A 13,695-nucleotide genomic window follows, 5' to 3' on the forward strand; every position below is an offset into this window, starting at 1 on the left:
TAATTATTATTTAGAAAATTCATTTTTCAAAACATCTATTAGGTTAATAATGATTGAATTATCACCATTGTATTCCTCTCCAAGCTCGTATACTTCAATATTATTATTAGTTGGGAAATCATTTTTTTCTAAACCTAAAGAATCTATTCTTTCTTTTGATATTTGATTAAACAAAGGAATAGGGACCCAATCTCTTGTTGAGGAAATTTCAGCAAACTCATCAGCAGATTCTCTTTTATAAAATTTATTTTCCTTAAGAAAAAGATGCTTGGGCTTAATTAATATAATTTTTTTTGTATTACCTATAGGAACTTTATTAAAAGCCGTTTTTATGGCTTTATATTCTTTATTATGAATTTTTGCTTTGTAATAATTTAAGTTTATAGAACTTAAAATTATTAATGTGAGGACTAGGCCTAATGACATTTTTTTTAAGACTTTACTTTTCAGGCTTAATTGGCGCAGGAAAAAGAATTGATAAAATAATGTTGCTATGGCTGTGGGAGCTATTGTACGGCTGCAAACAAACTTTTGGGCTGATAATAGGTTTGGTAAGTAAGTTAAAGGTAAAACTAAAATTAGGCATGAAATAAAAAAAAAGGGCTGGGGTATTTTGTTTCTATTTTGAAAAAATGAGTAAATGAAACCTGAAAAACAAAATACACCAATAATTAAAAATAATATAGGTCCAATTAAAAAGCCACTACCACTAAGTGGTATTCGCATTTCTCTCAAATAAAAAATAATAACCTTTAAAGGTAATTCAATTAAATTTAGAGAGGTCCTTTTTGAAGGTTCTACATTATACCAATACAGTGATAGTTTAAAAATAATGAAATAAATGCTAAAAGATATGCTAATAAAAATTAGTAATGATATAACCTTTTTAATTGGAAAATTTTTGGTCATAACAGAAGAAAAAATAAATGGGATGAGAAATACCATTACTGCAGCTTGATAAATACAAAGAGAGATAATGACTAATAAAAGAGAAGCTAAATAGTAAAGATATCTGTTTTTCTTTTTTTCAAAAGACTTTATTAGTAACAAACCAGCTAAAAAATTAATATTCAATAAAAAAGGAATTTCTGAAGTAGCACTCCAACCATAATAAACTGAAAAAGAAGGAATAGTTAGAATTAAAAACGAGAATATTGCAGACTCATATGTTTTCATCTTTAATTTTAATAAAAATGAAAATACTTGTATGGAAAAGAGAACACATCCCACTAAAGAAATAAGCCTTATCCATTTTAAATCAGCTATGGTAGTACATAAAGAACCGTAGATGAATTTACAGATTATTCCGAGTAATAGTCTCCCCCCTGCTACGAATTCATCTAAAAAGTTTGAATTTCTTGAAGCCGTCCATATATACTCATTAGCATCCAAAAAGGCATAATCATTAAAAATACCAATGTTTAAAAAAAGACACCCGATCAGAGAGATAATGCCATATGCTAATATTGGTTGAGCTTTAATAACTAGTTGTAGTTTATCAAAAAGGCTTGAAAACATATACTTTGGGTGTTAATATTATTTAGATTTTAATAAAGAGTTAATATTAACAAATATATCATATAAAAGTAGTATTTAATACAATGATTCTGTGATTATGAAACATATGGGGTTATGTCGTACGATATACAATAATGAGTTGGAAGCTGAAGCGATTAAAACATTCGATAGTATAAATAACTTTAAAATGAATGCTTGTAAGGTTTTTGAAAAGAAATAGCCTTTTAAAACCTGATTTAATAGCGTTTAAATGTCAATTTATTAGTTGTAACCCTATTGTTATTTAATATAACCGTTTTAGTTTTTAAAATCGCCGAAATCGTATCAAAAGTACTACCCTGTTCAGAAATAACTTCATAACGTAGTTGTAGTTTCGAAGTAGAATCGGTGAGTTTTTGATTGTCAATTTCGGAGACGTTTTTTATGACGATTTCTCTCGAAGTATTTGGTATGTTTGGAACTGTGTCAGAAAGTTTGCTGAGTTGAATCTTGATATCATTTTCAAATTCAGGATGATATTTCTGTAACAAGGATAGGTCATAATATTCTTGTAATTTTTGCCGAGCTAAAGTCGTTATGTTAAAATGTGAATTTTCAATCAGATAGCTATCATCAACATCCTCAGTCAAAACAAAAGGAGCAATTTCTTTATTAAACTCCTTGTTTTTCATACACGAACTTAACATCGCAAAAATCAATATATATCCTAACTTTTTCATTCTATCATAAATTTAAGTTTCACAACTTGTCCATTATTATTGTATCTTTTATCAAGAATTTTAATGCGTTTTAAACTCTGCGTTGGTATGGTAAGCGTCCTAATAAAATCATCTTTAGAATATATTTCAATACCCATATTATTAGGGAATAGTTGATAAATCTGTGCATTGTCGGCAATTAACTGCTGCAATTGGTGCTTACGCTTTTTCCAATCTTTAATATTACTGTTACTGTAATAGTTTAGCATTAATGCATAATCGTCGGTAACCAACTTAACCGTTTTGTTCATATTCGAATCGATATGCCTTACTATAGTATCGGTTTTATGAAAAGGTGATTGTACAATGAATGTAATTTTGTCTGCTTTTGTAGCATAATTAAAACAACCAGTGCTGTCCGTTTTAAAAAACAGAGGCGATTCTTGATCCTGTAATAATTTTATATCCAAAGAAATGTTGGTGATAGGTTCACCTTTGTCCTCATCTATAAAACAAAAGTGAAATTCGTTTTTAGAAGTTATTGTGAGAATAGAAACTAAAAGTAAACCTATTATGAATAATCCTATAATTTTCAGAGGGTTTCCTTTTTTTGAAGGAGCTTTGGTGTTGGTATGGGTGTTTTTAAATGCTTCCCAATTATCGTAACCAACATATACACTTAATAGGTTTAAAACATCAATTCGGGGCAATTTTTCGGTTTTATTCTTAAAATATGTATAAAACCATTTTTCGCTCACTTTAGCATTTACTTTGTTTAATAAGTCTTCTTGAAAGTCAGTTATAATTTCACCTTTCCAATCTTCTATAGTATCAGGAGCACTGTAGTTTTTCAAAAAAGTGGCAACAATAGCTTGTTTAAGGGTTGAAAATAAATGTTGTTCCGAACGATTCAATATTAATGTATCTAATTGATATACAGTGTTAAATAAGCTTGTAAATAGTTTACAAAGATATTACAAGAGTTTTGCAAAGCCTAACAGATATTTGGTTATAGGTTTACTCTAGTAATTCTTAAAAATATAAAATTATGAACGTAAAACCATTCAATTCAGTATTAAAAATAGGTGTACTTGCCTTCTTGTGTTTAAGTGTTGGATCCTGTAATCGAGCAGTAAAAAATGAAAATTATGCTGTTGGCGAGGTAGATGTTACCGAAGAACATTCGGCATATGAGTTGGAAACCAATGATGACCTGCCCTTATCTGTACAAACAGAAATAAAAGTGCCTAAGGATTTAAAAATTATTAAATCTGCTAAGGCAAGGTATAAGGTAGCTAATGTGAAAAAAGCAACCCGTGAAATAAAAAAGTTTGCAGGAAATTACAATGCCTACATTTCTGATTTACGATTTGAAAATAATCTATATAATATAGAAAATAGGTTTACAATTAAAGTCCCAAAACAGTATTTTGATGTGCTTATGGATTCCATAAATAGTGTAGTTGAGTTTGTAGAATACGAAAATATTACAACTAAAGATGTAAGCGAGGAATATGTAGATTTAGAAACGCGCTTAAAAACGAAACAGGAAGTTAGGCAACGTTATGAAACTATTTTACGAAATAAAGCCATAACAGTTGAAGACATTTTGGCAACAGAGGAAAAACTTCGTGTTATTCAGGAAGAAATTGAGTCTGCACAAGGACGTTTAAAATTTTTAAGTAATAAAATAGCTTATAGCACAATACAGGTAGATTTGTATGAAACCGTATCTTATAAAGAAGAACCCGAAAGTTATTCTAAAACATTTTTGTCTAAAATGAAAGCGGGTTTTGGTTTTGGTTGGAATATTATAGAAGCCATAGTGCTTGGTCTTATTTATCTGTGGCCAGTAGTAGTTTTTAGTTTTTTAATTTTCTTTTTTGTGAGAAAACGTTTGAGAAAGAAAATATAAAACCCTTATTTTTGTTTTAATGCAAAAAATGCTTCAAAATTATATCCCAGAAACCGCTATGCCTAAAGTTTTAAAACTTTTGGGAGATGATAACTTAGTGGTGAAAATTAAAAACGAGCGGAAAACTCGCCATGGTGATTATAAGCGTTTGCCCAATGGGAGGCATCAAATAACGATTAATTCCAATTTAAATGCTTATAGGTTTTTAATCACATTAATTCATGAGATTGCTCATTTTGAAGCCTACAAAACTTATGGTAAGCTTATTAAGCCACATGGCATAGAGTGGAAACGCACATTTCAGTATTTAATGTTACCGTTTTTAAATCCAGGAGTTTTTCCGGACCATTTGCTACCATTACTAGCAAAACATTTTAAAAACCCTAAAGCAAGTAGTGATACTGATGCTAATTTAGCATTGGCACTTAAACAGTTTGATGAACCCAATAACAAAACTTATATTTTTGAAGTACCAATAGGAAGTACTTTTAAACTTTATAATGGAAAAGTTTTTAAAATGGGTCAAAAACGTGTAAAACGTTTTGAGTGTGTAGAAGTTAAAACAGGAAAGTTGTATCTTTTCAACCCTAATGCAGAAGTTGAAATCCTTAGTCCTTTGCAAATAGGAATAATATGAAGTAAAGCCAAGAATAGTAAAAAGCTTTCTAATTATAAATAAACAGAAAACCCCAATTATAAAGGAAATGTAAAATATATGAAGAATAAAAATTATTACGCCATTTTAATGGCAGGTGGCGTTGGTTCTAGGTTTTGGCCTGTAAGTACTCAAGATTTTCCCAAACAGTTTCATGATATGTTGGGAACAGGAGATACCTTAATCCAGAAAACCTTCCATCGTTTAGCAAAACTCATACCAGAAGAAAATATTTTCATTTTAACCAATGAACGCTATAATAATTTGGTGTTTGAACAACTACCTAGTGTTACAAAACGACAAGTTGTTTTAGAGCCAGCCATGAGAAATACCGCACCTTGTATTTTATACGCATCACTAAAAATTCAAAAAGAAAACCCCGATGCTGTTGTGATTGTGGCTCCCAGTGATCATTGGATTGAAGACGAAGATGCCTTTTCCAATAATGTACAACAAGCATTTAATTTTTGTTCAAAAAATAAGGCATTAATGACCTTAGGCATTCAGCCTACATTTCCTAACACGGGGTATGGTTATATAGAATACGATAAGACTTCAACGGAGGCAATAAAATCGGTTAATCAGTTTAAAGAAAAACCTGCCTACGAGGTAGCAAAACAGTATATAGAGCAAGGGAACTTTTTATGGAACGCTGGTATTTTTATGTGGAGCGCATATAGTGTTGTTGAAGCTTTTAAGAACAATCAACCAGAATTATTTGCATTATTTGAAAAAGGCATAGAGGTTTATAATACCGATTTTGAAGACGACTTTATTCGGGATAATTATGGAAAAGCAGAAAACATCTCGGTAGACTATGCCATTATGGAAAAATCTAGTAATGTTCATGTTATTGCAGCAGAGTTTGATTGGAATGACCTCGGTACCTGGGGGAGTTTATATGATAAGTTAGATAAGGATGATACCAAAAATGCTGTTGTAAATGCCAGAACTTTAACAGAAGACGCTTCTGGAAATATGATTCGTACCAAGAATGATAAAATTGTAGTTGTAGATGGCTTGAAAGATTATATTATTGTAGATAAAGACGAAGTTTTGCTTATCTTTCCTAAGACTAAAGAGCAGGATATTAAAAAAGTACTTCAAAAAGTCAAAGATAAATTTGGAGAACAATATGGATAATATATAGTTATGAGCGAAGAAAGTAAATTCAATTTTTCAGAAGAGGAAACCAATCAGGATAAAGCGGTCGAGCAATCTAAAGAAGCTGTAAAAAAAGACGCCAAAGGACTTTTTCAGAGTGTTAAGACCTTTTTTAGCGAATTACTGGACTTTAGGGACGATACAGACCGAGATGCTACCATTGAAGCGATAAAAAAGGACATTCCTTTTAAAGGAGCTACTGCGTGGATTTTAATCTGCTCGATTTTTGTGGCTTCCGTTGGCCTAAATGCAAATTCTACGGCCGTAGTTATTGGTGCCATGTTAATTTCTCCACTAATGGGGCCTATTTTGGGAGTTGGACTTTCTATTGCTATTAACGATATTGACACTTTGAGAAAATCGTTGGTAAACTTAGCAACTATGATTGTTTTAAGTTTAATAACAGCTTATTTGTTTTTTAAATTTTTTCCGACTGCAGATCTGGTTACTAATGAGCTTTTCGGACGTACAAAACCAGACGTAAGAGATGTTCTTATCGCTTTTTTTGGTGGATCTGCATTAATTATTGCACGTACCAAAAAAGGAACCATCGCTTCGGTTATTTTTGGCGTTGCGATTGCTACAGCTTTAATGCCGCCTCTGTGTACAGCAGGGTACGGACTGGCTCACAATTGGGACTACTTTGTAGGAGCCATGTATTTATTTACAATTAATACTATTTTTATAGCGTTGGCAACATTTATCGTGCTGAAAGTTCTACGTTTTCCAATGCTCAAATATGCGAATTCTAAAAAAAGGAAACGTATAGCGCAACTAGCTTCTATACTCGCAATATTAGTTATGGCACCGGCAATTTGGACCTTTGTAGATTTTATAAAACAAAGTGGTTTTGAAAATGATTATAATAATTTTGTTAAGGATGAGATTACATCCAATAGAGAATTATGGTTTCAAAATGGGACATTGAATACTCAAGATCAAAAAATAACCCTGTATTTTAATGGGGAAATTACAGATGCTACAGAAGCCGATTTGAGAAATGAATTAAAGGGCTACGATAAGATTAAAGAATTTGATCTTGAGATAAACGGCAATAAGAACAGAAGCTTTGACAAAATATCGGATGCTTATGATAGAGCTATCAAAGAATTAGATCAAAAGGATAATATCATTTCTGGTTTACAAAAACAAATTGTAGACTTACAGTTAGAAGTTACAGAATTAAATAAGCAAATAGAAAATAATGATTCGCAAAATAATTCAGTTTCATTTACCAATTTGTCGCGCGATGCTAAAGTAAGGTTTAGTGATCTGCAATATTTTAGTTATGCGAAAATGTTGGAGTCTAAAGATTTTATTAAGATTGATACCATAGCAGTTGCTCATATAAAATGGAGAAGTTCCCTAAAAGACAGTTTGGCTTCAGTGAAGGAAAGGAAGTTAAGTGAATGGTTAAAACAAAAACTGAAATTAGATACTTTAGTGGTAAAAAGACTTCGTTAGTTATGGAAGACAAATATGCACAAATATTTACACGGATAAAAGCTGCTTTTATTGATAGTATTGTGATGGTTGTTTTAATGTATGCTGCTACCGAAATTTTAAATTTATTTGAAACGATTCCTAATTATGTAAGAATCTCTGTGTTTATCTTTATTTGTTTGGTTTATGAACCGATTCTGGTCTCTTCTTTTGGAGCAACAGTCGGTCATTTTTTTAGTGATATAGTCGTTAAAAGGGAAAATAATGAGCAAAGAAATATACTACTGCCAAAAGCAATTATTAGATTTATTTTTAAGTTTTGTTTAGGATGGATTTCACTTCTTACTATTAGTGGCCATGAAAAAAGAAAAGCCATTCATGATCATGTGGGTGGTTCAGTGGTTTTAAAGTATAGAACGACTCAAAAGGATGGTTAGTTTTATTGCTGTTCCATTTCAAGATTATCAATATTAACTTATTCGTAAAAGTTTTATAAATTCAAATACAATGAAAAATAACATTTTAGCTGCCATCTTAATAATTCTATTGTTAGGTGTTTCGTGTAAAGAAAAAAGTAAAACAAAAAAAGTTGATAATCATCAGGCTAAAGAAGTTTCAAAAAAAATACCAAGCTTAGATTTAGTTTGGCAAACAGACTCACTTTTAACGACCTGTGAAGCTGTTTTATATGATAAAAAACTCGATGTTATTTACGTTGCTAATATAAATAATGCACCTTGGGAAAAAGATAATAATGGTTTTATATCTATCATAGATACCAAAGGAAATATTTTAGAATTAAAATGGGTTGAAGGCTTAAGTGGTCCTAAAGGTATGGGGGTTTTTAACGGTAAACTATATGTAAACGATATTGATAGAATTGTAGAAATAGATATAAAATCGCAAAAAATAATAAATAGCTACTCTGTAGAAGGAAAACCTCAGTTAAATGATATTACCATAAGTCCCGAGGGCATTGTATATGCGTCTGGATCAAATTCCAATTCGATCTATGTTTTGGAGAATAAAACGATTAACATTCTTAAAATGGATAAAGATGGAAGGTTAAACGGATTGCTACATCAAAAAGAAGCTCTTTTCTTTGCAGATTCAGGGAGCCAATGTTTTGGAATTTATGATTTTAAGACAAATAGTTCTAAAATACTTACCGAAGGTGTGGGCCATGGAGATGGTGTTGTAAGATTGAAAAATGGAAATTTTATTGTATCTAATTGGAAAGGACAGATTTTTTATTTAGATGCAACTAATTGGGGAAAAACACTATTACTTGATACACGAGAAAATGGTATTTATGCAGCCGACATCGATTATATTCCAGAAACACAGATGCTACTTGTACCTACTTTTTTTCATAATAGAGTGATGAGTTATAAGCTTAATTTGTAATGATGTAAAGAAGAAATGAATTATTTATTTTCCTCTAAATACATTTTACGAACTTTCTTAAATAAGTTAGAAGAATAAACAAAATCTGTAACGACTTCATTATCGGTTTTAAAAATGGTCTTGTTTGAGCCTTCCCAAGCCTTAAGACCATCTTTTAAGAATACTATTTTTTCACCAATTTCCATAACAGAATTCATATCGTGTGAATTAATTACAGTGGTAATTTGGTATTCGTCGGTAATCTCTTGAATAAGATTATCTATAACAATAGCCGTTTTAGGATCTAGTCCAGAATTGGGCTCATCGCAAAATAAATATTTAGGATTGTTTACTATAGCCCTAGCAATAGCAACCCGTTTCTGCATTCCCCCTGAAGCTTCGCTGGGCATTTTATTATGAGCATCGTCTAAATTCACACGCTTTAAAACAAAGTCAACACGGTCGTCCATTTCACTTTTACTTTGGTTGGTGAACATCTGTAACGGAAACATAACATTTTCAGCAATAGTCATAGAATCAAATAAAGCACTTCCTTGAAATACCATACCAATTTCGGCACGCAGGTTTCGCTTTTCATCTTCGGTTAGTTGTGAAAATATTTTTCCATCGTACGAAATAGAGCCTTCTTCATAATTGAATAACCCTAATAAACATTTTAGAAAAACAGTTTTTCCAGAACCACTTTGACCTATAATAAGATTTGTCTTTCCTTTTTCAAAGATTGTGCTAATGCCTTTTAAAACTTCAACACCACTAAACGACTTATGTAAATTTTTTACTTCTATCATTTACCTAGCATCATATCAGTTAATATATAATTTAGCAATATAATTACGACCGATGTCCAAACAAAAGACGTTGTACTCGCTTTTCCAACCTCAAGTGCTCCACCTTTCATATAATAGCCATGAAAAGAAGGTATCGTGGCAAGAATAAATGCAAACACAAAAGTTTTGATGAACGAATAAATTACATGAAAAGCTTGAAAGTCAGTTTGAATCCCTAAAACATAATCCTCTAACGATGTGTAGCCTCCAAAAACACAAGCAGCCATACCTCCAAGAATCCCTAAAAACATACCTATAGCAATAGCAAAAGGATACAGAAACAATGCAATTGTTTTAGGTAAAACCAAATAATTTAATGAGTTTATACCCATAACTTCTAAGGCATCTATTTGTTCAGTAACACGCATGGTACCAATACTAGATGTTATAAAAGATCCCACTTTTCCTGCCATTATAATAGAGGTAAAAGTTGGAGCAAACTCTAATATAATAGATTGTTTGGTTGCAAAACCAACTAAATATTTAGGAATAAGAGGGTTGTTTATATTTAGGGCAGTTTGAATCGTTATAACGCCTCCAACAAAAAATGATATAAATGCTATAATACCAAGAGACCCTATAACTAAATCGTCGATATCTTTTAATATTAACCTCTTCATCACAGACCATTTGGTAGGTTTGCGAAACATCTCAACAATCATTAAAAAATAAGCACCAATATTATGAAGGTATGTCATATTAAATTTTGTTAGTGCTAAAGTAAAAAAAAGTTCATGGTATTTAACCTTAAATTTAAATTTTGATGTTTTAAAATCTGTATTTTTGACTTATAGAAATAAAAACCATTATGATAAAAAATATATTTTACCTCCTTCTAGTTTTCTTTTTTTGTTTGTCTGGAAAGGCCCAAAATACAAACGTAGAAAAAGCACTAACTAATGAAACTAAGCCAAAATTAGTTGTTGGTATAGTTGTAGACCAAATGCGGTATGATTATTTAACACGGTTTTACAATAAATATGGAGAAGGCGGTTTTAAACGTATGGTTAATGATGGTTTTAACTGTAAGAATAACCATTTTAACTACATACCAACATATACGGGGCCAGGTCATACATCAATTTATACGGGAACAACACCTAAATACCATGGTGTAATTAGCAATGGTTGGTACGATAAGGAAACAAAAAAATCAGTGTATTGTGCAGGAGATGATTCCGTTCAATCTGTTGGTACTAAAAGTAAAGCAGGACAGATGTCTCCCCATAGGATGAAAACAACTACCTTTCCTGATGAAAACAGGTTATTTACTCAAATGAGAGGGAAAACCATAGGCATTTCAATTAAGGATAGAGGAGCCATTTTACCGGCAGGACATACAGCAAATGCTGCCTATTGGTTCCATGGAGAACAGGAAGGTCATTGGATTTCTAGTACGTTTTATATGAACGATTTACCAAATTGGGTGAAAAAATTCAATGATTCTGATGCCGCAGAGGCTTATTTCAAAGTTTGGAATACCTTGTATGATATAGAGTCTTATACAGAGAGTGGAAACGATTTAAATACATTTGAAAGTGGTTTTAAAGGAAAGGAAACGGCAACATTTCCATATGATCTAAATGCTTTAAAAGAAGAAAATGGCGGATTTAATATTTTAAAATCTACAGCCTTTGGAAATAGCTTAACGACCGATTTTGCTTTAGCAGCATTAGATGGAGAACAGTTAGGAAAAGATGACATTACTGATGTGTTGGCAATAAGTTATTCCAGTACAGATTATATAGGACATAATTTTGGGGTAAACTCAAAGGAAGTAGAGGATACTTATATAAGATTGGACAAGGATTTAGAAAGACTATTTGCTACACTTGATGCTAAAGTAGGAAAAGGGGCGTATACGGTTTTTTTAACAGCCGATCACGGGGCGGTGGATGTCCCAGCATATTTACAGTCTGTGAAAATTCCTGCTGGATATTTAATGAATGATAAGCGTAAAGAAAAATTTCAAAAATTTTTAGTGGATACTTACGGAACCACAGAAATTTTGGAAAAAATTAGTAACAATCAAATTTTCTTAAATAGAGAAAAAATTAAAGCACTAGGGTTAAACTTAAGCGATGTCCAAGAAGCCATTGTAAATGAGCAGATAACTTACAAGAACATTTCGAAGGCATATACGGCAACTACGATGAGTTCTGCCAATTTTACTACTGGAATTGAAGCGTTATTACAAAATGGATTTAATCAAAAGAGATCAGGAGATGTATTGTTGGTAGATGACCCAGCACATATTTCTTATAAGAAAACAGGATCTACTCATGGTAGTGGTCTAAATTATGATACACATGTCCCGCTTTTGTTTTTCGGAAAAGGTATAAAGAAAGGACAGACACTACGAAAAACAGTAATACCAGATATAGCTCCAACCATGTCTGCTCTTTTAGGGGTTAGTTTTCCTAACGGAGCCACAGGGCAGCCATTGGAGTTTGTTTTAGATTAAAATATGAATAAAAAGACAATTTATGCACTCATAGCAATTCTTATTGTTTTTGGGATTTATGGCTATGAGTTTTTTTTAAATGAAGAAGAAGCGCTAGATATTGTTGAAACTGGCAAAGAAGTTAAAAATAATACAAATGAATATTTTCTACCTACCAGTACGACAAATCAGGTTATTCATCATGAAGGATATTCATTGTCTTATAGCGAACCGCATGAACAAGCCGAATGGGTTGCTTACGAATTAAAAAAGGCACATCTGTCTAAGAGTCATTTTAAGCGCCCTTATTTTGAAATAGATAAAGCTATAAAAACAGGTGCTGCACATTGGAGGAACTATAAGAATTCTGGTTATGATCGTGGACATTTATGCCCAGCAGGTGATAGGAGATACAGTCAAATGGCGCATGATGAAACATTTTTAACGAGTAATATTAGCCCTCAAAAACACCAATTTAATTCTGGTATTTGGAATAGACTTGAGCAAAAAGTACGTTATTGGGCTAGTAAATACAATGGTGTTTTTGTAGTCACAGGAGGCGTATTAAAAGGGCAGATGCGTACTATAGGAGATGATGCCGTGTCTGTTCCAGATCAATTTTACAAAGTACTCATTGACAATAATTCTGGTAAAACAAAAATGATAGGGTTTTTGATACCGCATAAAGAATCAGACGCACCATTATACGAATTTGTAGTTTCTGTAGATACTATTGAAACTTTAACGGGAATAGATTTCTTTCCTCAATTAGAAGACACTTTAGAAGCTAAACTTGAAGCTTCCAAGAGCTACAAAGGTTGGAGTTTTAATCGAAAATAATTCCTCGATGTTCTGTGTCGAGATTGCCTACCAATAAAGGCAGGGCTTCCATAGAGTTTTAACGCACTAATTTATTAAAATATTAAAGATCAAAATGTTAGATAGCTAACATTTTGATCTTTTTTTGTCATTTAGCTTTACGAAAGTTAATTAATCAAAAAAAATAGTATTATGAAGAAACAACAACTTTTAAGCTATATTGGACTACCAATTCAATATGCTGGAAATGTATTTTTAATTGTTTTCTTTTTGCTAATGAATTCTAATTTAGATGCTCAGCAAGAAAAGCGCGGTCGGTATCTTGATGGAGGTAAAATTAGCACAAAAGATAATACAACAATTTGTATCGATGGAAACGCAACTCCTATAAATGTATCTCTAAGAGGTGACCGAGGAAAAAAGAAACAATGGATTATTACTGATGAAAAAAATAACATTTTAGCTTTACCCAAGGCGCCTCCATTTGATTTTGAAAATGCGGGAGCTGGAGTTTGTAAAATTTGGCATATATCCTATTGGTGGTATGTTAGAAATTTAAAAATAGGAAAGAATTTATCAAGATTAAGAGGTTGGTTTGATTTATCTAATTCAATAGAAGTAACAAGAAATAACCCCGAGGGAGGCGCCTTATCGGGAGGACCATTTGAGTTTACTGTCGGAGATGAAGAAGCCGACAATATCCCCGAAGGCGCCATTACTCTGGAAGGGAACTCAGGGGGCAGCTCCCAATGGGTGGTGACCGATGCAGACGGCAACATCCTTGGCTTGCCACCGAGCCCTTATGT

The 13,695-nt window shown here is 32.1% G+C and carries 14 protein-coding genes; 9 read left to right on the top strand and 5 right to left on the bottom strand.

Going from position 1 to position 13,695, the window contains the following annotated elements:
• Window positions 1–6: 6 nt before the first annotated feature.
• The 3 genes from HHX25_RS07485 to HHX25_RS07495 form a co-directional block, all read right to left on the bottom strand.
• Window positions 7–1,392: a glucosyltransferase domain-containing protein gene (locus HHX25_RS07485; protein WP_169671732.1), complete on the bottom strand. Its 1,386-nt coding sequence runs from the start codon at window positions 1,390–1,392 to the stop codon at window positions 7–9.
• 362 nt (window positions 1,393–1,754) lie between these two features.
• Entirely contained in the window at window positions 1,755–2,237 is a 483-nt protein-coding gene (locus tag HHX25_RS07490) for a hypothetical protein (RefSeq protein ID WP_169671733.1), read from the bottom strand.
• Window positions 2,234–3,130, bottom strand: coding sequence for a hypothetical protein (locus HHX25_RS07495; RefSeq protein WP_169671735.1), 897 nt, complete (start codon window positions 3,128–3,130; stop codon window positions 2,234–2,236). Before HHX25_RS07495 ends, HHX25_RS07490 begins: the two co-directional genes overlap by 4 nt.
• Window positions 3,131–3,264: 134 nt before the next feature.
• Between HHX25_RS07495 and HHX25_RS07500 the strand changes: the two genes are divergently transcribed.
• The 6 genes from HHX25_RS07500 to HHX25_RS07525 all read left to right on the top strand — a co-directional run bounded on the left by HHX25_RS07500 (window position 3,265) and on the right by HHX25_RS07525 (window position 8,800).
• A complete protein-coding gene (locus HHX25_RS07500; protein ID WP_169671737.1) occupies window positions 3,265–4,131 on the top strand; it encodes a DUF4349 domain-containing protein in 867 nt (288 codons plus the stop codon).
• Window positions 4,132–4,150: 19 nt separating this feature from the next.
• A complete protein-coding gene (locus HHX25_RS07505; RefSeq protein WP_169671739.1) occupies window positions 4,151–4,768 on the top strand; it encodes a SprT-like domain-containing protein in 618 nt (205 codons plus the stop codon).
• 78 nt (window positions 4,769–4,846) lie between these two features.
• On the top strand, window positions 4,847–5,929 hold the full coding sequence (locus HHX25_RS07510; RefSeq protein WP_169671741.1) for a mannose-1-phosphate guanylyltransferase: 1,083 nt from the start codon (window positions 4,847–4,849) through the stop codon (window positions 5,927–5,929).
• A 9-nt stretch (window positions 5,930–5,938) separates the two neighbouring features.
• A complete protein-coding gene (locus HHX25_RS07515; protein ID WP_169671743.1) occupies window positions 5,939–7,414 on the top strand; it encodes a DUF389 domain-containing protein in 1,476 nt (491 codons plus the stop codon).
• 2 nt (window positions 7,415–7,416) lie between these two features.
• Complete coding sequence (locus tag HHX25_RS07520; protein ID WP_169671745.1) at window positions 7,417–7,830, top strand: RDD family protein; 414 nt, start codon at window positions 7,417–7,419, stop codon at window positions 7,828–7,830.
• A 70-nt stretch (window positions 7,831–7,900) separates the two neighbouring features.
• Window positions 7,901–8,800, top strand: a complete 900-nt coding sequence (locus tag HHX25_RS07525) for an NHL repeat-containing protein (RefSeq protein WP_169671746.1) — start codon at window positions 7,901–7,903, stop codon at window positions 8,798–8,800.
• A gap of 20 nt (window positions 8,801–8,820) precedes the next feature.
• On the opposite strand, the gene HHX25_RS07530 is transcribed toward HHX25_RS07525, so the two are convergent.
• Both HHX25_RS07530 and HHX25_RS07535 read right to left on the bottom strand, forming a co-directional pair.
• Window positions 8,821–9,588, bottom strand: a complete 768-nt coding sequence (locus HHX25_RS07530) for an ABC transporter ATP-binding protein (RefSeq protein ID WP_169671748.1) — start codon at window positions 9,586–9,588, stop codon at window positions 8,821–8,823.
• Window positions 9,585–10,325, bottom strand: a complete 741-nt coding sequence (locus HHX25_RS07535; RefSeq protein WP_169671750.1) for an MlaE family ABC transporter permease — start codon at window positions 10,323–10,325, stop codon at window positions 9,585–9,587. The genes HHX25_RS07530 and HHX25_RS07535 overlap by 4 nt, the downstream gene beginning before the upstream one ends.
• Window positions 10,326–10,435: 110 nt before the next feature.
• Between HHX25_RS07535 and pafA the strand changes: the two genes are divergently transcribed.
• The 3 genes from pafA to HHX25_RS07550 form a co-directional block, all read left to right on the top strand.
• Window positions 10,436–12,091: an alkaline phosphatase PafA gene (gene pafA / locus HHX25_RS07540; protein ID WP_169671752.1), complete on the top strand. Its 1,656-nt coding sequence runs from the start codon at window positions 10,436–10,438 to the stop codon at window positions 12,089–12,091.
• A gap of 3 nt (window positions 12,092–12,094) precedes the next feature.
• Window positions 12,095–12,910 (top strand): DNA/RNA non-specific endonuclease, encoded by an 816-nt coding sequence (locus HHX25_RS07545; protein WP_169671754.1) that lies wholly within the window; start codon window positions 12,095–12,097, stop codon window positions 12,908–12,910.
• Between the two features lie 171 nt (window positions 12,911–13,081).
• On the top strand, window positions 13,082–13,695 hold a 614-nt coding region (locus HHX25_RS07550; protein ID WP_169671756.1), incomplete at its 3' end, for a carboxypeptidase-like regulatory domain-containing protein.

The sequence above is a fragment of the Flavivirga algicola genome (assembly GCF_012910715.1).
GTDB lineage: Bacteria > Bacteroidota > Bacteroidia > Flavobacteriales > Flavobacteriaceae > Flavivirga > Flavivirga algicola.

Excerpts from the sequence above, each read along its gene's own strand:
- HHX25_RS07490 (WP_169671733.1), bottom strand. The coding sequence starts at position 2,237 with ATGAAAAAGTTAGGATATATATTGATTTTTGCGATGTTAAGTTCGTGT.
- HHX25_RS07500 (WP_169671737.1), top strand. The coding sequence starts at position 3,265 with ATGAACGTAAAACCATTCAATTCAGTATTAAAAATAGGTGTACTTGCC.
- HHX25_RS07505 (WP_169671739.1), top strand. The coding sequence starts at position 4,151 with ATGCAAAAAATGCTTCAAAATTATATCCCAGAAACCGCTATGCCTAAA.
- HHX25_RS07510 (WP_169671741.1), top strand. The coding sequence starts at position 4,847 with ATGAAGAATAAAAATTATTACGCCATTTTAATGGCAGGTGGCGTTGGT.
- HHX25_RS07515 (WP_169671743.1), top strand. The coding sequence starts at position 5,939 with ATGAGCGAAGAAAGTAAATTCAATTTTTCAGAAGAGGAAACCAATCAG.
- HHX25_RS07520 (WP_169671745.1), top strand. The coding sequence starts at position 7,417 with ATGGAAGACAAATATGCACAAATATTTACACGGATAAAAGCTGCTTTT.
- HHX25_RS07525 (WP_169671746.1), top strand. The coding sequence starts at position 7,901 with ATGAAAAATAACATTTTAGCTGCCATCTTAATAATTCTATTGTTAGGT.
- HHX25_RS07530 (WP_169671748.1), bottom strand. The coding sequence starts at position 9,588 with ATGATAGAAGTAAAAAATTTACATAAGTCGTTTAGTGGTGTTGAAGTT.
- HHX25_RS07535 (WP_169671750.1), bottom strand. The coding sequence starts at position 10,325 with ATGACATACCTTCATAATATTGGTGCTTATTTTTTAATGATTGTTGAG.
- pafA (WP_169671752.1), top strand. The coding sequence starts at position 10,436 with ATGATAAAAAATATATTTTACCTCCTTCTAGTTTTCTTTTTTTGTTTG.
- HHX25_RS07545 (WP_169671754.1), top strand. The coding sequence starts at position 12,095 with ATGAATAAAAAGACAATTTATGCACTCATAGCAATTCTTATTGTTTTT.